This window comes from Mesorhizobium sp. AR07 (assembly GCF_024746815.1).
Taxonomy (GTDB): domain Bacteria; phylum Pseudomonadota; class Alphaproteobacteria; order Rhizobiales; family Rhizobiaceae; genus Mesorhizobium.
The window spans coordinates 1,479,083-1,499,599 of record NZ_CP080525.1 but is presented as its reverse complement, the minus strand read 5'-3'; the positions used below and the strand labels follow the sequence as shown (position 1 = coordinate 1,499,599).

The 20,517-nt window shown below is 62.7% G+C and carries 17 protein-coding genes and 1 tRNA gene; 16 read left to right on the top strand and 2 right to left on the bottom strand.

Annotation, left to right across the window (positions count from 1 at the left end; all coding sequences use genetic code 11):
* Position 1 precedes the first annotated feature (1 nt).
* The 11 genes from nuoH (at position 2) to BPNPMPFG_RS07665 (ending at position 10,874) form a co-directional block, all read left to right on the top strand.
* Entirely contained in the window at positions 2-1,045 is a 1,044-nt protein-coding gene (gene nuoH, locus BPNPMPFG_RS07715) for an NADH-quinone oxidoreductase subunit NuoH (RefSeq protein ID WP_258594467.1), read from the top strand.
* Positions 1,045-1,536, top strand: coding sequence for an NADH-quinone oxidoreductase subunit NuoI (gene nuoI, locus BPNPMPFG_RS07710; protein ID WP_136622278.1), 492 nt, complete (start codon positions 1,045-1,047; stop codon positions 1,534-1,536). Before nuoH ends, nuoI begins: the two co-directional genes overlap by 1 nt.
* Before the next feature lie 124 nt (positions 1,537-1,660).
* A complete protein-coding gene (locus BPNPMPFG_RS07705) occupies positions 1,661-2,281 on the top strand; it encodes an NADH-quinone oxidoreductase subunit J (RefSeq protein WP_258594466.1) in 621 nt (206 codons plus the stop codon).
* A gap of 1 nt (position 2,282) precedes the next feature.
* On the top strand, positions 2,283-2,591 hold the full coding sequence (gene nuoK / locus BPNPMPFG_RS07700; protein WP_027025980.1) for an NADH-quinone oxidoreductase subunit NuoK: 309 nt from the start codon (positions 2,283-2,285) through the stop codon (positions 2,589-2,591).
* A 10-nt stretch (positions 2,592-2,601) separates the two neighbouring features.
* Positions 2,602-4,575 (top strand): NADH-quinone oxidoreductase subunit L, encoded by a 1,974-nt coding sequence (nuoL, locus tag BPNPMPFG_RS07695; protein ID WP_258594465.1) that lies wholly within the window; start codon positions 2,602-2,604, stop codon positions 4,573-4,575.
* Entirely contained in the window at positions 4,575-6,080 is a 1,506-nt protein-coding gene (locus tag BPNPMPFG_RS07690; RefSeq protein WP_258594463.1) for an NADH-quinone oxidoreductase subunit M, read from the top strand. The genes nuoL and BPNPMPFG_RS07690 overlap by 1 nt, the downstream gene beginning before the upstream one ends.
* 19 nt (positions 6,081-6,099) lie before the next feature.
* On the top strand, positions 6,100-7,536 hold the full coding sequence (gene nuoN, locus BPNPMPFG_RS07685; protein ID WP_258594461.1) for an NADH-quinone oxidoreductase subunit NuoN: 1,437 nt from the start codon (positions 6,100-6,102) through the stop codon (positions 7,534-7,536).
* 5 nt (positions 7,537-7,541) lie between these two features.
* Positions 7,542-8,363 (top strand): biotin--[acetyl-CoA-carboxylase] ligase, encoded by an 822-nt coding sequence (locus BPNPMPFG_RS07680; RefSeq protein WP_258594459.1) that lies wholly within the window; start codon positions 7,542-7,544, stop codon positions 8,361-8,363.
* Between the two features lie 34 nt (positions 8,364-8,397).
* Complete coding sequence (locus tag BPNPMPFG_RS07675) at positions 8,398-10,068, top strand: ribonuclease J (protein ID WP_258594458.1); 1,671 nt, start codon at positions 8,398-8,400, stop codon at positions 10,066-10,068.
* 120 nt (positions 10,069-10,188) lie between these two features.
* The gene (gene mce / locus BPNPMPFG_RS07670) at positions 10,189-10,593 is read left to right on the top strand and encodes a methylmalonyl-CoA epimerase (RefSeq protein WP_258594456.1); all 405 of its coding nucleotides are present in this window, start codon (positions 10,189-10,191) and stop codon (positions 10,591-10,593) included.
* Positions 10,590-10,874, top strand: a complete 285-nt coding sequence (locus tag BPNPMPFG_RS07665; RefSeq protein ID WP_258594455.1) for a DUF1467 family protein — start codon at positions 10,590-10,592, stop codon at positions 10,872-10,874. Before mce ends, BPNPMPFG_RS07665 begins: the two co-directional genes overlap by 4 nt.
* Before the next feature lie 501 nt (positions 10,875-11,375).
* Here BPNPMPFG_RS07665 and BPNPMPFG_RS07660 read toward each other — a convergent pair.
* Positions 11,376-13,874, bottom strand: a complete 2,499-nt coding sequence (locus tag BPNPMPFG_RS07660) for a caspase family protein (protein ID WP_258594453.1) — start codon at positions 13,872-13,874, stop codon at positions 11,376-11,378.
* 217 nt (positions 13,875-14,091) lie between these two features.
* Here BPNPMPFG_RS07660 and proS point away from each other — a divergent pair, with 217 nt between their 5' ends.
* From proS to BPNPMPFG_RS07640, 4 genes are all read left to right on the top strand, one after another.
* Entirely contained in the window at positions 14,092-15,420 is a 1,329-nt protein-coding gene (gene proS / locus BPNPMPFG_RS07655; protein WP_258594451.1) for a proline--tRNA ligase, read from the top strand.
* Complete coding sequence (locus BPNPMPFG_RS07650) at positions 15,417-16,703, top strand: lipoprotein-releasing ABC transporter permease subunit (protein ID WP_258594449.1); 1,287 nt, start codon at positions 15,417-15,419, stop codon at positions 16,701-16,703. The genes proS and BPNPMPFG_RS07650 overlap by 4 nt, the downstream gene beginning before the upstream one ends.
* Positions 16,700-17,392 (top strand): ABC transporter ATP-binding protein, encoded by a 693-nt coding sequence (locus BPNPMPFG_RS07645; protein WP_258594448.1) that lies wholly within the window; start codon positions 16,700-16,702, stop codon positions 17,390-17,392. The genes BPNPMPFG_RS07650 and BPNPMPFG_RS07645 overlap by 4 nt, the downstream gene beginning before the upstream one ends.
* A gap of 523 nt (positions 17,393-17,915) precedes the next feature.
* A complete protein-coding gene (locus BPNPMPFG_RS07640) occupies positions 17,916-19,166 on the top strand; it encodes a site-2 protease family protein (protein ID WP_258594446.1) in 1,251 nt (416 codons plus the stop codon).
* Positions 19,167-19,331: 165 nt separating this feature from the next.
* Here the strand turns inward: BPNPMPFG_RS07640 and lipB are convergent, their stop codons facing one another.
* The gene (lipB, locus tag BPNPMPFG_RS07635) at positions 19,332-20,075 is read right to left on the bottom strand and encodes a lipoyl(octanoyl) transferase LipB (protein WP_258594445.1); all 744 of its coding nucleotides are present in this window, start codon (positions 20,073-20,075) and stop codon (positions 19,332-19,334) included.
* 237 nt (positions 20,076-20,312) lie between these two features.
* Between lipB and BPNPMPFG_RS07630 the strand changes: the two genes are divergently transcribed.
* Positions 20,313-20,397 (top strand) — tRNA-Leu (locus BPNPMPFG_RS07630).
* Positions 20,398-20,517 lie beyond the last annotated feature (120 nt).

Sequence of the window (20,517 nt, the reverse complement as noted above, 5' to 3'; positions counted from 1 at the left end):
CATGGACACTTTCTTCTCCTTCTACGTGCTGCCGGCGCTGATCATCCTGTTGAAGTCGGTCGTGCTGATCGTCGTGCTTTTGATCTTCGTCGCCTACATCCTCTACGCCGATCGCAAGATCTGGGCGGCGGTGCAGTTGCGCCGCGGTCCGAACGTGGTCGGCCCCTGGGGCACGCTGCAGGCCTTCGCTGACCTTTTGAAGTTCGTCTTCAAGGAACCAATCATTCCGTCCGGCGCCAACAAGGGCGTGTTCCTGCTGGCGCCGCTGGTCTCGGCGGTGCTGGCGATCTCGGCCTGGGCGGTCATTCCTGTCAGCCAGGGCTGGGCGATCGCCAACGTCAATGTCGGCATCCTCTATGTCTTCGCCATCTCCTCGCTCGAGGTCTATGGCGTGATCATGGGCGGCTGGGCGTCCAACTCGAAATATCCGTTCCTCGGCGCGCTGCGTTCGGCCGCGCAGATGGTGTCCTACGAAGTCTCGATCGGCTTCGTCATCGTCACCGTGCTGCTCACCGCGGGCTCGCTCAATCTGTCCGATATCGTGCTGTCGCAGCATGACGGGCTTGGCACGCGGCTTGGCCTGCCCAACACCTTCCTCGACTGGAACTGGCTGTCGCTGTTCCCGATGTTCATCATCTTCTTCATCTCGGCGCTGGCCGAGACGAACCGGCCGCCCTTCGACCTGGTGGAAGCCGAATCGGAACTGGTCGCCGGCCATATGGTCGAATACTCGTCGACGCCGTTCCTGCTGTTCTTCCTCGGGGAATATGTCGCCATCGTGCTGATGTGCGCGCTGGCCACCATCCTGTTCCTCGGCGGCTGGCTGCCGCCCTTCGACTTCGCGCCGTTCACCTGGGTGCCGGGCGTCATCTGGTTCGTGCTGAAGGTGTGCTTCGTGTTCTTCGGCATATCCATGGTGAAGGCCTTCGTGCCGCGCTATCGCTACGACCAGCTGATGCGGCTCGGCTGGAAGGTGTTCCTGCCGATCTCGCTTTTCATGGTGGTCGCTACCGCCGCCTTCCTCAAGATCACGGGGTTTGCGTGATGTCCGCTCTGTCCCAAGCCGCAAAATCGCTGCTGTTGCAGGATTTCGTCAGCGCCTTCTTCCTGTCGATGCGCCAGTTCTTCGCGCCGAAGGAGACGATCAACTATCCGCACGAGAAGGGGCCGACCAGCCCGCGCTTCCGTGGCGAGCATGCGCTGCGCCGCTATCCCAATGGCGAGGAACGCTGCATCGCCTGCAAGCTGTGCGAGGCGATCTGCCCGGCGCAGGCCATCACCATCGAGGCCGGCCCGCGCCGCAATGACGGCACGCGCCGCACGGTGCGTTACGATATCGATATGGTGAAGTGCATCTATTGCGGCTTCTGCCAGGAAGCCTGCCCGGTCGACGCCATCGTCGAGGGGCCGAATTTCGAGTTCGCGACGGAGACGCGCGAGGAACTCTACTACGACAAGGATAAGCTGTTGGCGAATGGCGACCGGTGGGAGCGCGAACTGGCGCGGAACATCACGCTGGACTCGCCGTACCGCTGATATTTGACGCATGGACGGGGCGAGGGGCCTCGTCTAAGGAACACGCGGCTTCGGTACCGGAGGCGGAACGAAGCCAAAGAACGGACAGACGAATATCTGTCTGACAGGAACCCGGGGGAACCCCATGCTGAGTGGACTAGAGGCGGCCTTTTTCTACCTCTTCGCCTTTGTCGCGGTGGCGTCGGCGTTCATGGTCATTTCGTCGCGCAACCCCGTGCATTCGGTGCTGTTCCTGATCCTGACCTTCTTCAACGCCGCCGGCCTGTTCATGCTGACGGGCGCCGAGTTCCTGGCGATAATCCTGCTCGTCGTCTATGTCGGCGCGGTCATGGTGCTGTTCCTGTTCGTCGTCATGATGCTCGACGTCGATTTCGCCGAGATGAAGGAAGGCGCGCTGCAGTATGCGCCGATCGGCGCGCTGGTCGGGCTGATCCTGGCGGCGGAACTGATCGTCGTGCTGGGCGGCTATACATTCGCGCCGCGGCTGGCCTCGACGGTCTCCAAGCCAATTCCGGATCTCGCCACGCGGACAAACACGGCAGCACTCGGCGACATCCTCTATACCGACTACCTCTACTACTTCCAGATTTCGGGCCTCGTGCTGCTGGTCGCCATGATCGGCGCCATCGTGCTGACGCTGCGCCACAAGGAAGGGATCAAGCGGCAGTCGATCGCGGCCCAGGTCGGCCGCACGCCGGCGACCGGCATGGAAATCCGCAAGGTCAAGTCGGGCGAAGGACTCTGAGATGGTTGTCGGCATCGCACATTATCTGACCGTATCGGCGATCCTGTTCACGCTCGGCGTGTTCGGCATCTTCCTGAACCGCAAGAACGTCATCGTCATCCTGATGTCGATCGAACTGATCCTGCTTGCGGTCAACATCAATTTCGTCGCCTTCTCGGCGGCGCTTGGCGATCTGGTCGGCCAGGTGTTCGCGCTGTTCGTGCTGACGGTCGCAGCGGCCGAGGCTGCCATCGGACTTGCCATTCTCGTCGTCTTCTTCCGCAACCGCGGCTCGATCGCGGTCGAAGACGTGAACATGATGAAGGGTTGACGGAACCACCATGTATCAGGCCATCGTCTTCCTTCCCCTGCTCGGCTTCCTGATCGTCGGCCTGTTCGGCACGTCGCTCGGCGCCAAGGCGTCCGAATACATCACCTCCGGCTTCCTGGTGATCGCCGCGGTGCTGTCGTGGGTTGCCTTCTTCACCGTCGGCTTCGGCCATGGCGAGGTGTTCACCGTGCCGGTGATGCGCTGGATCCAATCGGGTGGATTGGAGGCGTCCTGGGCGCTGCGCATCGACACGCTGACGGTGGTGATGCTGGTGGTGGTCAACACCGTGTCGGCGCTGGTTCACATCTATTCGATCGGCTACATGCACCACGATCCGAACCGGCCGCGCTTCTTCGCCTATCTGTCGCTGTTCACCTTCGCCATGCTGATGCTGGTGACGGCTGACAATCTGGTGCAGATGTTCTTCGGCTGGGAAGGGGTGGGTCTTGCCTCCTACCTGCTGATCGGTTTCTGGTACAAGAAGCCGTCGGCCAACGCTGCCGCGATCAAGGCCTTCGTCGTCAACCGCATCGGCGATTTCGGCTTCGCGCTCGGCATTTTCGGCGTCTTCGTGCTGTTCGGCTCGGTCAATCTCGGCACCATCTTCGCCAATGCGGCGACGTTCATTCCCGCTGAAGGCGCACCGCAGGGCGCCGCCGTGCTGACCTTCCTCGGCTATGCGCTGGACAAGCAGGCGGCCATGACGGTCGTCTGCCTGCTCCTGTTCATGGGCGCCATGGGCAAGTCGGCGCAGGTGCCGCTGCACACCTGGCTGCCGGACGCCATGGAAGGCCCGACGCCGGTCTCGGCGCTCATCCATGCCGCCACCATGGTCACCGCCGGCGTGTTCATGCTGGCGCGGCTGTCGCCGCTGTTCGAACTGTCGCATTCGGCGCTGACGGTGGTCACCTTCATCGGTGCCTTCACCGCTTTCTTCGCCGCGACCGTCGGTCTCGTCCAGAACGACATCAAGCGCGTCATCGCCTATTCGACCTGCTCGCAGCTCGGCTACATGTTCGTGGCGCTCGGCGTCGGCGCCTACGGCGCCGCGATCTTCCATTTGTTCACGCATGCCTTTTTCAAGGCACTGCTGTTCCTTGGCTCGGGTTCGGTCATCCATGCCGTTTCCGACGAGCAGGACATGCGCAAGATGGGGGGCCTGCGCAAGCTGATCCCATCCACCTATTGGATGATGGTGATCGGCACGCTGGCGCTCACCGGCGTCGGCATTCCGGTGACGGTCATCGGCACCGCCGGCTTCTTCTCCAAGGACGCCATCATCGAGAGCGCCTTTACCGGGCACAATTCGGTTGCGGGCCTCGCCTTCATACTTTTGGTCATCGCCGCCTGCTTCACCTCCTTCTATTCCTGGCGGCTGATCTTCATGACTTTCCATGGCAAGCCCAGGGCGAGCCACGAGGTCATGCACCACGTCCATGAATCGCCGCCGGTGATGCTGGTGCCGCTGTTCATCCTGGCCGCGGGCGCACTGTTTGCCGGTATCATCTTCCACGGCGCCTTCATCGGCGAGGGCTATGCCGAGTTCTGGAAGGCATCGCTGTTCACGCTGCCGGACAACCACATCCTGCACGAGATCCACGAATTGCCGCTGTGGGTCGAGCTGTCGCCCTTCATCGCCATGCTGATCGGCTTCGCGCTGGCCTGGAAGTTCTACATCCGCTCGCCGGAAATGCCGGTCAATCTGGCCGCCCGGCATCGCGGGCTCTACGCCTTCCTGCTCAACAAGTGGTATTTCGACGAGCTTTACGACTTCCTGTTCGTGCGGCCCGCCAAGCGCCTCGGCCATTTCCTGTGGAAGACCGGTGATGGCACCATCATCGATGGCCTCGGCCCGGACGGCATCTCGGCGCGCGTCGTCGATGTCACCAACCGGGTCGTCAAGCTGCAGACCGGCTACCTCTACCACTATGCCTTCGCCATGCTGATCGGCGTTGCCGCACTCGTCACCTGGATGATGCTCTGATGACCGCCTGGCCAATCCTCTCGCTGGTCACCTTCCTGCCACTGGTTGGTGTGCTGCTCATCCTGTTCATCAATGATGACAGTGAAAACGCGCGCCGCAACATCCGCGCCATCGCGCTGTTGACGACGACCTTCACATTCATCATCTCGCTGTTCATCTGGACCGGCTTCGACAATTCGCAAGCCGGCTTCCAGTTCGTCGAGAAGGTCGCCTGGCTCGATTCCGGCATCTCCTATCATGTGGGCGTCGACGGCATTTCGATGCTGTTCGTCATCCTGACGACGTTCCTGATGCCGCTTTGCATCCTGGCCTCGTGGGAAGCGATCGAGAAGCGCGTCAAGGCCTACATGATCGCCTTCCTGCTGCTTGAGACGCTGATGATCGGCGTGTTCTGCGCGCTGGATATCGTGCTGTTCTACGTCTTCTTCGAGGCCGGCCTGATCCCGATGTTCATCATCATCGGCGTCTGGGGCGGCAAGCGGCGCGTCTATGCCTCGTTCAAGTTCTTCCTCTACACGCTGGCCGGCTCGGTGCTGATGCTGCTCGCCATCATGGCGATGTTCTATCAGTCCGGCACAACCGACATCCCGACGCTTTTGACGCATAATTTCCCGGCCAACATGCAGACCTGGCTATGGCTCGCCTTCTTCGCCTCCTTCGCGGTAAAGATGCCAATGTGGCCGGTGCACACCTGGCTGCCCGACGCGCACGTCGAAGCGCCGACGGCAGGCTCCGTGATCCTGGCCGCTATCCTGCTTAAGATGGGCGGGTATGGCTTCCTGCGCTTCTCGCTGCCGATGTTCCCGCTGGCTTCGGAAATGTTCGCGCCGCTGGTGTTCACACTGTCGGTCGTAGCCATCATCTACACCTCGCTGGTGGCGCTGATGCAGGAGGACATGAAGAAGCTGATCGCCTATTCGTCGGTTGCCCATATGGGCTTTGTCACCATGGGCATCTTCGCCATGAACCAGGAAGGCGTGCAGGGCGCCATCTACCAGATGCTCAGCCACGGCCTCGTCTCCGGCGCGCTGTTCCTGTGCGTCGGCGTCATTTACGACCGCATGCACACGCGTGAGATCGCCGCCTATGGCGGCCTGGTCAACAACATGCCGAAATACGCCACCGTGTTCCTGATCTTCACCATGGCCAATGTCGGCCTGCCCGGCACCAGCGGCTTCGTCGGCGAGTTCCTGACTATGCTCGGCGTCTTCCGCGTCAACACCTGGGTGGCGTTCTTCGCCGCCACCGGCGTCATCCTGTCGGCGGCCTATGCGTTGTGGCTGTATCGCCGGGTGATCTTCGGCGCGCTCACCAAGGACAGCCTGAAGGGCCTGCTCGATCTGTCGCCGCGCGAGAAGGTGATCATCTACCCGCTGGTCGTGCTGGTCATCTTCTTCGGCGTCTATCCGGCGCCCGTCTTCGACGCGACGGCCCAATCGGTCAAGTCGCTCGTCACCAATGTCACTGCATCCATCGGCGCCGCGCAGACCGCGGCGGCGAATTAACCCAAGGGTTTTGCGAACCATGACGCCGGACCTTCTCTCCAGCCTGTCGCTCTCGACGCCAGAGCTGATCCTTGCCGTCGGCGCGCTGGCGCTGCTGATGGTCGGCGCCTATTCGCGCGCCAACACCGCCAATACGGTGACCGGCCTTGCCGTTGCCGTGCTGGTGATATCAGGCGCCTGGCTGATCTTCCAAACCGGGCAGGGCAGCGCCTACGGCAGTGCCTACATCCTGGATTCCTTTGCCCGCTTCATGAAGGTGCTGGCGCTGATCGGCTCGGCGGTGACGTTGGCGATGTCGATGCGCTTCGCCAAGGCGGAGCATTTCGACAAGTTCGAATATCCGGTGCTGGTGTTGCTCAGCACGCTTGGCATGATGCTGATGATCTCGGCCAACAGCATGATCGGGCTCTATCTTGGCCTCGAACTGCAATCGCTGGCGATCTACGTGCTGTGCGCGATCAACCGCGACAATCTGCGTTCGACCGAGGCCGGCCTCAAATATTTCGTCCTCGGCGCGCTGTCGTCGGGCATGCTGCTCTATGGCATCAGCCTGGTCTACGGTTACACCGGCAACACTGGCTTCCAGGAGATCGCCACGGCGCTGGGCAGCGGCGAGCGCCAGCTTGGCCTCGTCTTTGGTCTCGTCTTCGTGCTGGCCGGCCTTGCCTTCAAGATCTCGGCGGTGCCGTTCCACATGTGGACGCCCGACGTCTACGAGGGCGCGCCGACACCGGTGACGGCCTTCCTGGCGGCCGCACCCAAGATGGCGGCGATGGCGCTGATGGTGCGCGTCACCATGGGTGCGTTCAAGCCGATTGCCGCCGACTGGCAGCAGATCATCGTCTTCATCTCGATCGCCTCGATGGCGCTCGGCGCCTTCGCGGCCATCGGCCAGACCAACATCAAGCGGCTGATGGCCTACTCCTCGATCGGCCACATGGGTTATGCGCTGGTCGGCCTTGCCGCCAACAGCCAGGCCGGCGTGCGTGGCGTTGCCATCTACATGCTGATTTACCTGGTGATGACGCTCGGCACCTTCGCCTTCATCCTCGCCATGCGGCGCAAGGAGGGCAATGTCGAGCAGATCAGCGATCTGGCCGGTCTGTCGTCGACCAACCCGATCATGGCGACGATCCTGACCATCCTGATGTTCTCGCTGGCTGGCATTCCGCCGCTCGCCGGCTTCTGGGGGAAGTGGTACGTGTTCCTCGCCGCCATCAACGCCCATCTCTACGCGCTGGCGATCATCGGCGTGCTGGCCTCGGTGGTGGGCGCCTATTACTATCTGCGCATCATCAAGATCATGTGGTTCGACGAACCGGTCGGCGGCTTTGTGCCGATGGCCAGTGAACTGCGCCTCGTGCTCGGCGTCTCCGGCGCCTTCGTGCTGTTCTACGTGCTGATCGGCGGGCCGATCGGCACCTACGCCGAAGCCGCCGCCAAGACCTTCTTCTAGACGGCATGGCATTTCGGCTGGCTCCAACCTCGGCGTCGGAAGGGTTCCGGCTTGAGGCGCATGACACGATCGGCTCCACCAACGCAGTGGCGCTGGACCACGCCCGGGCAGGTGATCCGGGCAAATTGTGGGTCGTTTCCAAGAAGCAGGAAAGCGGGCGCGGCCGGCGCGGTCGTGTCTGGGCGACGCCCGAAGGCAATCTGGCGGCGACGCTGCTTGTCATCACCAGCGGCGAACTTCGCCTTGCCGCGACGCTTGGCTTCGTTGCCGGGCTGGCGCTGGCCGATGCACTCGATGCCGTGGTGCCGAAAGGCCGGATCGCCATCGGTCTCGACGGCGCAAGCGCTGGCAAGAACCGTTTCGAACTGAAATGGCCGAACGACGTGCTCGCCTCCGGCGCCAAGTTGGCCGGCATCCTGTTGGAATCGGCGATCCTTGACGGCGGTCGCTTCGCCGTGGCTGTCGGCATCGGCGTCAATGTTGTGGCTTATCCCGAGGATTTGCCTTATCCGGCAACATCATTGCGCGCGCTGGGCGCGACATGCGATGCGGAAACGCTGTTTCTGGCGCTGTCGGATGCCTGGAGCGAAAATGCCAGGCTGTGGGACGAAGGGCGCGGGCTTGCCGCCGTCAGGCGACGCTGGCTGGCACGCGCTGCGGGGCTTGGCGGGCAGGTTGCTGTCAGAATTGACGGTAATGTGGTGCGCGGGGTGTTCGAAACCATTGACGAGGACTGCCGTTTCGTGATCCGCGACGATGAGGGTTCGGTTGTGACGATCGCCGCCGGCGACGTACATTTCGGCGCGGTCGCTTCGGCCAGCGCCTAGTGGACTTGGCCTGAGGGCCAGGAAGGGAAAAATCATGGCGAAAGCGGAAAACGCCGAACTCGTCTTCGTGCCGCTCGGCGGCGTCGGCGAGATCGGTATGAACTTCGCCCTCTATGGCTACGGCCCGCCGAGCGCGCGCGAGTGGATCGTCATCGATGTCGGCGTGACCTTTCCCGATGCCAGCCTGCCCGGGGTCGACCTGGTGCTGCCCGACACGCGTTTCATCGAGGAGAACCTCGCCAATCTGCGCGGCATCATCATCACGCACGCGCATGAAGACCACTACGGCGCGCTGCTCGACACCTGGCCGAAGCTGAAGGCGCCGGTGTGGATGACACCGTTCAGCGCGGGCCTGCTCGAAGCCAAGCGGCAGGGCGAGCAGGGCGCACCGAAGATCCCGTTGACGATCTACCGGGCAGGCGAGAAATTCACCGTCGGTCCGTTCGAGATCGAAGCCATTCCGGTGGCGCACTCGATTCCCGAACCGATGTCGCTGGCCATTACCACGCCAGCCGGCACCGTCATCCATACCGGTGACTGGAAGATCGATCCGGAGCCGACCATCGGCCCGAAAACCGACGAGGCGCGTTTCCGCGCCTATGGCGACAAGGGCGTTCTGGCGCTGATCTGCGATTCGACCAATGCGCTGCGGGAAGGCGAGTCACCTTCGGAAGTCGCCGTCGGCGAGGGACTGAAGGGCGTCATCCAGGCTGCCAAGGGTCGCGTCGCCGTCACCACGTTCTCCTCCAATGTCGGGCGCATCGTCTCCATCGCCAAGGCGGCGCGCGATGCCGGCCGCCAGTGCCTGGTGCTCGGCCGCTCGCTGAAGCGCGTCATCGATGTGGCTGGCGAGCTCGGCTACATGGACGGCCTGCCCGAGTTCATCGCCGAAGAGGATTTTGGCTTCATACCGCGCGAAAACCTGGTCATCATCTGCACCGGCAGCCAGGGCGAGCCGTTGGCGGCCCTTGCCAAGCTGTCGCGCGAAGAGATGAAATCGGTGTCGCTGACGGCGGGAGACACGGTGGTGTTTTCCTCGCGCACGATTCCCGGCAACGAGAAGGCTATCCTCGAGATCAAGAACCGCTTGATCGACCTCGGCATCAAGATCATCGAGGACGGCGACGCGCTGGTGCATGTCTCCGGCCATCCGCGGCGCAGCGAGTTGCGCAAGATGTATGAATGGGTGCGGCCGCAGATCGGCGTTCCCGTGCATGGCGAGGCGGCGCATCTGGTGGCGCAGGGGTCGCTGATGTCGACCTCCGGCATCGGCCAGGTGGCGCAGGTGCGCGACGGCGACATGCTGCGGCTTGCACCCGGACCAGCCACCATCATCGACCAGGTGCCGTTCGGCCGCATCTACAAGGACGGCAATTTGATCGGCACCGATCAGGCGATGGGCATTCGTGACCGGCGCAAACTGTCCTTTGCCGGCCATGTCGCGGTCAATGTCGTGCTCGACGACAAATATGAACTCGCCGGCGATCCCGATCTGGTCGCCATCGGTGTCGCCGAGGCCGATGCCAGCGGCGAGACGCTCGAGGATCTGATGATCGATGCGGCGGTCGGCGCGGTGGACTCGATCCCCCGCCAGCGCCGAAAAGACCTCGACATGGTGCAAGAAGCGGTACGGCGCGCCGTGCGCGGCGCCGCCAACGAAGCCTGGGGCAAGAAGCCGCTGGTGACGGTGTTCGTCACAAGGTGACGAACAGGGGAATAAGGGAGTAGGGCAGTAGGGCGGTAGGGGACAAGGATGCGGCGCATTACGTCAGAACGTCAGATTCTTCCCTACTGCCCTATTGCCTTACTGCCCTGAGGAAAGCCCATGCTCGGACGCCTGAACCATGTCGCGCTTGCCGTGCCGGATCTGACTGCCGCCGTTGCCGCCTATCGCAACACGCTCGGCGCCGAAGTGACGGAGCCTCAGGCACTGCCGGAGCACGGCGTCACCGTGGTGTTCGTCAATGTCGGCAACACCAAGATCGAACTTCTGGAGCCGTTGGGCGAGGGCTCGCCGATCGCCGCCTTCCTGGAGAAAAACCCGTCCGGCGGCATGCACCATCTCTGCTACGAGGTCGACGATATCCTGGCAGCGCGTGACCAGCTCAAGGCTGCCGGCGCGCGCGTGCTGGGTGACGGCAACCCGAAGACCGGGGCGCATGGCAAGCCGGTGCTGTTCCTGCATCCGAAGGATTTCTTCGGCACGCTGATCGAACTGGAGCAATCATGAGCTGGGTTTCGTTCACCGCACTTTTCTTCGCCACCTGGTGGATCGTGCTGTTCGTCGTGCTGCCGTTCAGCGTCAGGACACAGGACGACGATCACGACGTGACGCTGGGCACGGTTCCAAGTGCACCGCGCGGCCCGCATATGCTGCGCGCCGTCCTGCGAACGACCGTCGCCACGGCGGTAATCATGGGCATTTTCTATGGCTTGACGAAAGGGTTGGGGTACAGCCTCGACGAGGTTCCGCACATCATTCCGGAATTCGGTCAGACCCCAACGAAATAGACCGTTCAGGCCCGAGCTTCAGCACATTCGAGATCGACACGATATCGCCTGAAGGCTCGCTGCGATTCTGACCTTGCGCTGGTTGACGCATGGTCATGTCGTTTGTCAACCTTTGGCGCTAACCAGATGTTTGCAAAAAAAAAGCAAGGCACGAGGCCTTGCAATTTAAACGCGTCCGATCTGTTTCCGGTTTCCGGTGGCAGCGAGTAACCGCGCCTAGATCGCATCCTCCCAAGACTTTGACCGCGTAGGAGAGCAGATTTTTCTCTACCCTCTCGGTTATCGAGGCACACTAGCCTAAGGCGAATGAAAATGTCACGAAGAATTTTGCCCTGAAACGGGCATTCTCGTGCTGCACTGCACAATAGTGTGGCAGGCTTTGCTTGGGAAACGACCAGTAGGGATCGACTGAGCCTTCCAGCCTTCCTGAGTTGACGCGCGCAAAGAATTGGGACGCCGATCCCCGAAGGGGTTCGGCTCTCTCGCACCACCGGCTGGAAGCTATTTTGCGAGACCGGCCGTAGCCATCGCTTTCTCGACCATGCCGATCCAGCCTTCGTTGGCACCCGGCAGGCGTCCTTGCGATTTCAAGCCGGTTAGCATGGTCAGCGCCGCTTTGAAATTTCTCGAAGGGTCAACACCGGCGATTGCCAGCTTGTAGCGGCTGAAGGCGGCATCGACCGTGCGCTGTGCATTGCCCGGGTCGGCTTGCAACTGCGTGTTGGCGATCACGAAACCGGCTTGGTATTCGGCAGCCGCGCCGATTTTGTCCCCCTTGGCCATCAGCACATCGCCGATGCGGTTGTGGCCTACTGCAAGGTCGCGCTGCCATTCGGCATTGTCGGGGTCGAGTTCGGCCAGGTATTCCGCAATGGCCTGCGCGGAACGGCGGTCGGCGAGCGATCCATCAAGGTCTCCAGCCTCGGCGCGGGCGTCGGCTATCTTGCCCAGGGCAAGCTCGAGATCACGCCGCCATAGTGTGTTGCCGGGGTCCCGCGCCACCAGCTTCTGCGCGATATCGACGCTGCGCTGGTAGGGTTCGAAAGCTTTTTCGTTGTGCCCGGTCAGCCGCTGCAGGTCGCCGATAGCGGTGAGGCTGACGGTAATGTCACGCTGCAGTTCGGCGTCGTCCGGCATCTTCTTCGCCAGTGCCTCGGTGATCTGCAAGGACGCTTCATATTCGGCGATCGAGCTTTCCAGCTCGTTGGTCAGCCTGAGCGCCAGCCCGACCTTGGAATGGCTGACGGAAAGGTCGCGCCGAAAGCTGTTGTCGTCCGGCGCTTTCTCGACCAGGAATTCGGCCACCTTCAGCGCCGAACGGTAGTTCGCCAGCGCACCGGGGCCGTCGCCCGATACCCGCATGGCATCGCCGATGCGGTTGAAGCAGACGGCGTAGTCGCGCAGATAGCCGAGCGTAGGCTCCTTTTCGAGGACAGCCTTCATCGTGGTGAGCGCCTGCTCGTAAAGAGCGATCGCACCGGGGATATCGCCCTTCGCCTTCTTGACGTCGGCCACCTTGTTCCGCGCCACGACAAGGTCGCGCTGGTGGTCGATCTTGTCGGGCTCGGCCGCCGCCCGTTTCTCAGCCGACCGGACCATGGAATCGTACGCTTTGCCAGCTTCCTGCAAATTGCCGACGGTCGTTTCCAATGTGCCGATCAGTTCCCAGGACAGTGTCTGCTGGTAGCGCGCGTCGTCCGGTATTTGGAAACCATCGACATCAGCGTAAAGCGCCACCGCCTTGCGAAAGTCCTGGATGGCGAGGTCGTAACGCAATTGCGCCTGCGAGGCGCCGCCAGTGAGATAATACGTCGTTGCCTCCGACAGCGTACGCTCGATGAAGCGGTTTTTCAGATCGTCGCGAGATTTGCCGTCGATGTCCGCCGCCTTGCCAAGCAGTGCACGTGCCTCGTCGAACGACCCGAGTGCCAATTGCGCTTCGGCCTGTTGGCGCAATGCCGTCACCTGCGGATCGGAGGAGGCGAAGTTGCGCAAATCGGCCCTGACCTTTGTGAAGGCGTCGGCAGCTTCCTGGAGTTTCTGGTGGCGCAGCCTTGGCGCCATCGCCTTGCCGTCGGAGGTGATAAGCGCGGCGTATAGCGGCGCCAGCGGCATGTCGGCATTGGCCGCCACCGCCTCGACCTCGATGCGCAAGTCTGGCGTGACGTCAGCCATGGCGAGCAGTAGCCGATCGCGTTCGGGCAGGGCGTCCTTGCTGGCTTGCGCGGCGAAGAAAAGCTGTGGCAAGCCGCTCTCGACATAGGGAAGCTGTCTGCCGCGCGACAGATCGTAGACCTGCTGCTGCACCAGCGTCAGCACGGAGCGTATTTCCAGCCCGTCCGTGGGCAGAAACTTGGCCAATGCGGCGGAAAACTCGGAATTGTCGGATGCGCCGTCAGAGGCTGTCTGACCGGGCGCCGCAGAGAAGGCGAACAGTACATTTTCCGCGCGCCCCATGCGGCCAAGCCCTGGCTTGATCTCGGCTTTCACCTCTGGCGCGATGGACACCACGCCGCGTCCTTCGCCAGGCTGACTGTCTCCCGATTGGCCAAAAGGATCGTTGCGACAAGCATCGAGCACCACGAGGCCGATCCTGCCGACCGCGGTCACTGTCTCACGCACCTCTTCGAGCGGAAGACTTGTGGCCTTCAACCGGTCGAGCGAAGACGGATCGGCATCGATCGGAAGAAGACGGTTGTCGCCCGCAATCTCGACGCCATGGCCCGAGAAATAGATCAGCGCGACATCCGCTCCGGCCGCTTCGTCGCGAAAGTCCTCCAGCGCGCGGCGCATACGTTTCAAGTCGCGGTTCGCTTCGGTGGTGACGTCGAACCCGAGTTTTTTCAGCGCCACTTCGATCGTGCGGCTATCGTTCACCGCGTTCTTCAGCGGACGCACGATCCGATAGTCGTCGGCCGCTATGATGAGCGCGACCCGCCGCTCGGCATGGGCTGCCGAGACGAAAAAGATCCCCAGGATGACCGCCAGGAAAAACCGCAATGACCCAATCCAGCCAAGCCGACAGGGTCCCACGGCTTTCCGGCTCAGGCAAGCCGGAGTGACACGATCCAAGGAACGAAAGGGTTCCGGGCACGAGGGCGCCAATGTACCCGCTTCGCCGGGTTTCCATTCCGCCATGAAATGGCTATGAAGCCGGGGCAAGCAAGCCCGTGCCGCGCCGATTCCAGCGCGGCCATCCTCACTCACGGACCAGTCCATGCGTTTGTCGCGCTACTTCCTGCCTATCCTCAAAGAAAATCCGCGCGAGGCCGAAATCGTCTCGCACCGGCTGATGCTGCGTGCCGGCATGATCCGCCAGCAGGGGCAGGGCAGTTTCTCGTGGCTGCCACTCGGCAAGCGGGTGCTGGACAAGGTTTGCCGGATCATCCGCGAAGAGCAGAACCGCGCCGGCGCGCTGGAAATCCTGATGCCGACCATCCAGTCGGCGGATCTGTGGCGCGAAAGCGGCCGCTATGACGATTACGGCAAGGAGATGCTGCGCATCAAGGACCGGCAGGACCGCGACATGCTCTACGGTCCGACCAATGAGGAAGTGGTCACCGAGATCGTCCGTGCCTATGTGAAATCCTACAAGGACCTGCCGCTCAATCTCTACCACATCCAGTGGAAGTTCCGCGACGAAGTGCGGCCGCGCTTCGGCGTCATGCGTTCACGCGAATTCCTGATGAAGGATGCCTATTCCTTCGATCTCGACTTCGAGGGTGCAAAAGCGGCCTACAACAGGATGTTCGTGTCCTATCTCAGGACGTTTACGCGGATGGGCCTGCAAGCGATTCCGATGCGGGCCGACACCGGGCCGATCGGCGGCGATCTCAGCCATGAATTCATCATTCTCGCCGACACTGGCGAGAGCCAGGTTTTCTGCCATCGCGATTATCTTTCGCTCGATGTGCCCGGAGAGAAGACCGACTTCGCCAACGACGCCGAGATCGGCGACATCGTCAAGACATGGACGACGCCCTACGCCGCCACCGATGAGATGCATGACGAGGCGGCCTGGGCGAAGATCGGCGAAGACGACAAGGTTTCGGCGCGCGGCATCGAGGTTGGTCACATCTTCCATTTCGGGGACAAATATTCCAAGCCGATGGGCGCCAAGGTGACCGGGCCCGACGGCAAGGACCATTTCGTCTCCGGCGGCTCCTACGGCATTGGCCCGTCACGCCTGGTCGCGGCGATCATCGAAGCCAGCCATGACGACAACGGCATCATCTGGCCGGAAGCGGTGGCGCCGTTCGACATCGGGCTGATCAGCATGAAGGCGGGCGATGCGGAGTGCGACCGCGTCTGTGACGAGCTGCATGCCGCCTTTGTCGCCGCCGGCAAGGATGTGCTCTACGACGACACCGACCAGCGGCCGGGCGGCAAGTTCGCCACAGCCGATCTGATCGGCCTGCCTTGGCAAGTGATCGTCGGGCCGCGCGGTGTTGCCGCTGGCGAGGTCGAGATCAAGAATCGCAGGACCGGCGAGCGCGAGACGCTGCCGATCGCCGACGTGAAAAAGCGCTTCGGAGCGGCCGCATGAGCGAAGCGGTGGCGGCAAGAACGGCGGGCGCCGGCCCCTTTTCCATCTTCGAGCGCATGGTTGCCTGGCGCTACCTGCGCTCGCGGCGCAAGGAGACGGTGATTTCGGTGATCGCCTCGATCTCCTTCCTCGGCATCATGCTGGGGGTCGCCACGCTGATCGTGGTGATGGCGGTGATGAACGGTTTTCGGGCGGAGCTGTTGACGCGCATTCTCGGCGTCAACGGCCATCTGATCGTGCAGCCGCTCGATTCGCCGCTTGAGGACTATGCGCAGGTCGCCGGCCGCATCAACGGCGTGCCCGGCGTCAAATACGCCATCCCTTTGATCGACGGCCAGGTGCTGGCGCAAGGCAATGTCGGCGGTGGGACCGGTGCGCTGGTGCGCGGCATCCGTGGTGAGGATCTCAGCAAGATCGCCATCGTCGCGGCCAACATCAAGCAGGGCTCGATCGCCGGTTTCGACACAGGCGAGGGCGTCGCCATCGGCAAGCGCATGGCCGAGAATCTCGGCCTGGCGCTCGGCGACACCATCACCTTGATCTCGCCCGACGGCGACGTGACGCCGATTGGCACCACGCCGCGGATGAAGGGCTATCCGATCACAGCGATTTTTGAAGTCGGCATGTCCGAATATGATACCTCCATCGTCTATATGCCGTTCTCCGAAGCGCAGGCCTATTTCAACATGGACGGCCGGGCGCAGACGATCGAGATCTATGTCGACAATCCCGACGATGTCGACGCGCTGAAACCGAAGGTGGAGGCGGCGGCGCAGCGGCCGATCGACATGGTCGACTGGCGCCAGCGCAACGAGACCTTCTTCTCCGCCCTGCAGGTCGAGCGCAACGTCATGTTCATGATCCTGACGCTGATCGTCCTGGTGGCGGCGCTCAACATCATCTCCGGCCTGATCATGCTGGTGAAGGACAAGGGGCATGACATCGCCATCCTGCGCACCATGGGCGCTTCGCGCGGCGCCATCCTGCGCATCTTCCTGATGACGGGTGCTGCGATCGGCGTGACCGGCACGCTCGCCGGCGTGCTGCTCGGCGTGCTGATCTGCACCAACATCGAATCGATCCGCCAGTTCTTCTCCTGGATGACCGGCAAGGTGCTGTTCAACCCGGAACTCTATTTCCTCAGCCAGTTGCCGGCGAAGATGGATCCACGCGAGACGACCTACGTCATCCTGATGGCGCTCGGGCTGTCGTTCCTGGCAACCGTGTTTCCGGCGTGGCGTGCCGCCCGTCTCGATCCGGTCGAAGCCTTGAGGTACGAGTGATGGCAGAGGCCATTATCGAGCTGAAGAGCGTCGAGCGGCACTATGTCCAGGGGCCGCGCAAGCTCACCATTCTCAACGGCGCCGATTTCTCGCTGAAGCGCGGCGAGATGGTGGCGCTGGTGGCGCCGTCGGGCACCGGCAAGTCGACGCTGCTGCACACTGCCGGCCTGCTGGAGCGTCCCGACGCCGGCGACGTCATCCTGGCCGGACGTGCCTGCGGGCGGCTCTCCGACGACGAGCGCACGGCGATCCGCCGCAACGATGTCGGCTTCGTCTATCAGTTCCATCACCTGCTGCCGGAATTCTCGGCGCTGGAAAACATCATGATGCCGCAGCTGATCAAGGGGCTAAGCCGCAAGGAGGCCTCCGAACGCGCGGCGCAACTGCTCGACTACATGCAGATCGGCAAGCGGGCGCAGCATAGGCCGTCCGAACTGTCCGGCGGCGAGCAGCAGCGCGTCGCCATTGCCCGTGCGGTCGCCAATGCGCCGCTGGTGCTGCTGGCGGACGAGCCGACCGGCAATCTCGACCCCGTCACCGCGTCTTATGTCTTCGAGGCGCTGGCGGCGCTGGTCAAGCAATCGGGCCTTGCCGCGCTGATCGCCACCCACAATCACGAACTGGCATCCCGCATGGACCGGCGCGTCACGCTCGCTGACGGCAAAGTGGTGCCGCTCGGCGCTGGCTGACTTTAATCTCGACAAGCGATGGCGGGCTCGGGGACAGCCCGTCACCAGAGCGCGTTCCGCTCCATCCACAGCTGTCGCACGCCCGTCAACCTTTTCTTAACCCTGCCGATTTGATCGCCCGGAAATTCCGGACACTGCCGGATTCCGGTCGTTGACATTCGAACAAAATTAGAACAAATTGCGAACATATCAACAACAGGAGAGAGTTATGACCGATCTGGTTCAGGATGTCGTCTCACTGGTTTGCATGAGCACCTTTCTCATTTCCATGGCGATCTGGATCGGAGCCATGTGATTTGGTGGTGAGGACGTGGCGCGAACGCAAGCGTCCCTCGGTCGCGCTACTCCTCACCCTTACCCTCTCCCCGTGAAGAACGGGGAGAGGGGGCATCAACTCGGCGCCATGCCTTCATTGAAGCGTCGCTGACGCGGATGTTTTGCGACAGGGGAAGCGAGTTCCGCCGTTAAGTCTTTCTTGCCGCCGCGACGCTAGGGTGTGCCTCCAAGGCAGGAGCAACGTCGCGTGTCGCCCATCGTCACGGCCATCCTCGTGGCCAGCAATCTCGGGCTGATCTTTCTGTTGATGACCGTGCCGCTTGGTTTGCGCACGGTCCGACTCAGCCGCACGATAGCAGCGGACCGGCAGCGCCTCTGGCAGGCGCTATGGCCGTTCGGTAGCGATGCCGGCTGGTCCGGTGAGATCCTTTCGGCCGAGACACTGGACGGGGAGGGCATGGCCCGCATCATGCTGTCCTGGGAAGGCCGCGACGGCAAGCCGATCGAACGCAAGTCGCGATTTGAAGACGTTGTGGAGGGCAGCCGGTTCTCGATGCGTGTCATCGAGGACACTGCGCTCGATACCTCGTTCTGGAAGGATTTTCGTGAGACCACTGAGCTCGTTTCCGAAGGCAGCGGCACGCGGGTCACGCTCAGCCAGACCGATCGCTATCGCGGCTTTGCCTTCCTGGTGTTCCGCTATTTCGCCATGCGCCGTGAACTCTCCAAGCTGCAGCGCTGGGCAAGGACCGGGCAGTATCGCAAGGGCGGCTGGTTCGAGCATCCGCTCAGCCAGGTCGGCTTCGCCGCGCTGTCGGCATTGATTCTGTGGCCGTTCTTCGGTCTTCACCTCGGCGGGCTGGCGCTGGCCGCGATCCTGACGTCGGTGGTGGCCTTGCACGAGCTCGGCCACATGGCGGCATTTCGCCTGATGGGGCACAGCAAGGCACGCATGATCTTCATCCCGCTGCTCGGCGGCATCGCCATTGGCGGGCGACCCTATGACAGCCGTTTTGAAGTGGCCTTCGTGGCATTGATGGGCGCCGGCTTCTCCGCCTTCCTGGTGCCAATCGCAATAGCCGCCAGCACCTTTGCCGGCGCGGAAGGACATCGGCTGGCAGCAGTGCTGCTGGCGACGCTGGCGGGCTTTGCCGCCCTGTTCAACATCGCCAATCTGGTGCCGGTGTGGAAGTTCGACGGCGGCCAGGTGCTGCGCCAGATCTGCCCGGGGCCGATCATGCTGGCGCTGGCTTCGTTCTCCCTGCTTTCGGCCTTCCTGGCGCTTGGCCGGCAGGCCGGCTTTTCCCCAGGCTTTCTGCTGGCGGCGGGAGCGGTCTTTTCGATCCTCAGCCTGCTGACGATGAGCAGCGGGGTCAAGCCGCGCCACGAGCTGAAGCCGATCCGCACAGTCGACCGCTTCGTCATCGCCGGCGCGCTGCTGGCGGTGTTCGCCATCCACGGCTATGGCGTTCTGTGGGCGTCCGCGCAGCTCATCTGAGGTGTGTTGATGTTCAGGTGATGCCGGCCTGCGAACGGCAGGTTCCTGCGCTTCCGGTACTCACGTACTGAATGTACGCTCCGTTCCGGTTCTCGGAACCAACCGTTCTCGACTCGGCCTGACCTGAATCTCAACACACCTTGCGCAGGTTCCAGGCGGGAAGCTTCAGCCGGCCTTGCGTGCTGCTTCGACTTGCAAAATCGTGGTAGGACCGAACACGTCCTCGAAGGCGGATTTCAGGGCCAGGTCGAGATCGGCCATGCCAAGGGGAAGGCCGAGATCGACGAGGCTGGTGACGCCGTGATCCTGCACGCCGCACGGGACGATGCCGCTGAAATGGTCGAGGTCAGGTTCGACATTGATGGCGATGCCGTGAAAGCTCACCCAGCGCCGCAGCCTGATGCCGATGGCGGCGATCTTGTCCTCGGCAGGCGAGCCGTCCGGCAAAGCAGGGCGATCGGGCCGCACAACCCAGACGCCGACCCGGTCCTCGCGGCGCTCGCCTTGCACGTTGAAGGCGGCGAGCGTGCCGATGATCCACTGTTCGAGCGCCGCGACGAAGGCGCGGACATCCTCGCGCCGCCGCTTCAGGTCGAGCATGACATAGGCGACCCGCTGGCCCGGGCCGTGATAGGTGTATTCGCCGCCGCGCCCGGCCGCGAACACAGGGAAGCGGTTCGCGTCGATCAGGTCCTCGCCGCGGGCACTGGTGCCGGCGGTGTAGAGCGGCGGATGCTCGACCAGCCAAACCATTTCGCCGGCCGCCCCACTGCGGATCGCCTCGGCACGTGCCTCCATGAAGGCCAGCGCATCGGGATAGGCGGTGAGGCCCGGCTCGATGCGCCATTCGACCGGTGCTGAACCGGGGAGCGGCAGGAACGACGTGGCGATCTGGCTGCGTTCTGTCATGACTTTTCGTCTTTTCGTTTATGCATGTCGTGGTCCCAAAACCGCCTTGCGCTTTTGGGCGACATGCATTTGCCTCCCATATGGCGATATCAGGCCGAAACGTCCAGTTCCGGCCCTGCATCCCAGCCCTGTGGAGCATTATGCCAATCGCCTGACATTATTGCTTGCCGCGCACTTGTTTCGCCGGAAACGATTTGCTACACGCCGCGAGCCGGTCGGTTCCGGCTCCTACCACGTGCGGTCGTGGCGGAATTGGTAGACGCGCAGCGTTGAGGTCGCTGTGGGGCAACCCGTGGAAGTTCGAGTCTTCTCGACCGCACCAAAATTTCCCTGACAGATTGCTTCTGGCGAGCCGGGACTGCAAGCGATGACACGTCGCGGTCACGGGGCTTCCCGAGGATCGAAACGGCAGCGGCGCGTCATTCAGACCGGGCCGTCGCTT

Excerpts from the sequence above, each read along its gene's own strand:
- BPNPMPFG_RS07650 (WP_258594449.1), top strand. The coding sequence starts at position 15,417 with ATGAGCGAAGCGGTGGCGGCAAGAACGGCGGGCGCCGGCCCCTTTTCC.
- nuoN (WP_258594461.1), top strand. The coding sequence starts at position 6,100 with ATGACGCCGGACCTTCTCTCCAGCCTGTCGCTCTCGACGCCAGAGCTG.
- proS (WP_258594451.1), top strand. The coding sequence starts at position 14,092 with ATGCGTTTGTCGCGCTACTTCCTGCCTATCCTCAAAGAAAATCCGCGC.
- nuoI (WP_136622278.1), top strand. The coding sequence starts at position 1,045 with ATGTCCGCTCTGTCCCAAGCCGCAAAATCGCTGCTGTTGCAGGATTTC.
- lipB (WP_258594445.1), bottom strand. The coding sequence starts at position 20,075 with ATGACAGAACGCAGCCAGATCGCCACGTCGTTCCTGCCGCTCCCCGGT.
- BPNPMPFG_RS07680 (WP_258594459.1), top strand. The coding sequence starts at position 7,542 with ATGGCATTTCGGCTGGCTCCAACCTCGGCGTCGGAAGGGTTCCGGCTT.
- BPNPMPFG_RS07690 (WP_258594463.1), top strand. The coding sequence starts at position 4,575 with ATGACCGCCTGGCCAATCCTCTCGCTGGTCACCTTCCTGCCACTGGTT.
- nuoK (WP_027025980.1), top strand. The coding sequence starts at position 2,283 with ATGGTTGTCGGCATCGCACATTATCTGACCGTATCGGCGATCCTGTTC.
- nuoL (WP_258594465.1), top strand. The coding sequence starts at position 2,602 with ATGTATCAGGCCATCGTCTTCCTTCCCCTGCTCGGCTTCCTGATCGTC.
- BPNPMPFG_RS07675 (WP_258594458.1), top strand. The coding sequence starts at position 8,398 with ATGGCGAAAGCGGAAAACGCCGAACTCGTCTTCGTGCCGCTCGGCGGC.
- BPNPMPFG_RS07705 (WP_258594466.1), top strand. The coding sequence starts at position 1,661 with ATGCTGAGTGGACTAGAGGCGGCCTTTTTCTACCTCTTCGCCTTTGTC.
- mce (WP_258594456.1), top strand. The coding sequence starts at position 10,189 with ATGCTCGGACGCCTGAACCATGTCGCGCTTGCCGTGCCGGATCTGACT.
- BPNPMPFG_RS07665 (WP_258594455.1), top strand. The coding sequence starts at position 10,590 with ATGAGCTGGGTTTCGTTCACCGCACTTTTCTTCGCCACCTGGTGGATC.
- nuoH (WP_258594467.1), top strand. The coding sequence starts at position 2 with ATGGACACTTTCTTCTCCTTCTACGTGCTGCCGGCGCTGATCATCCTG.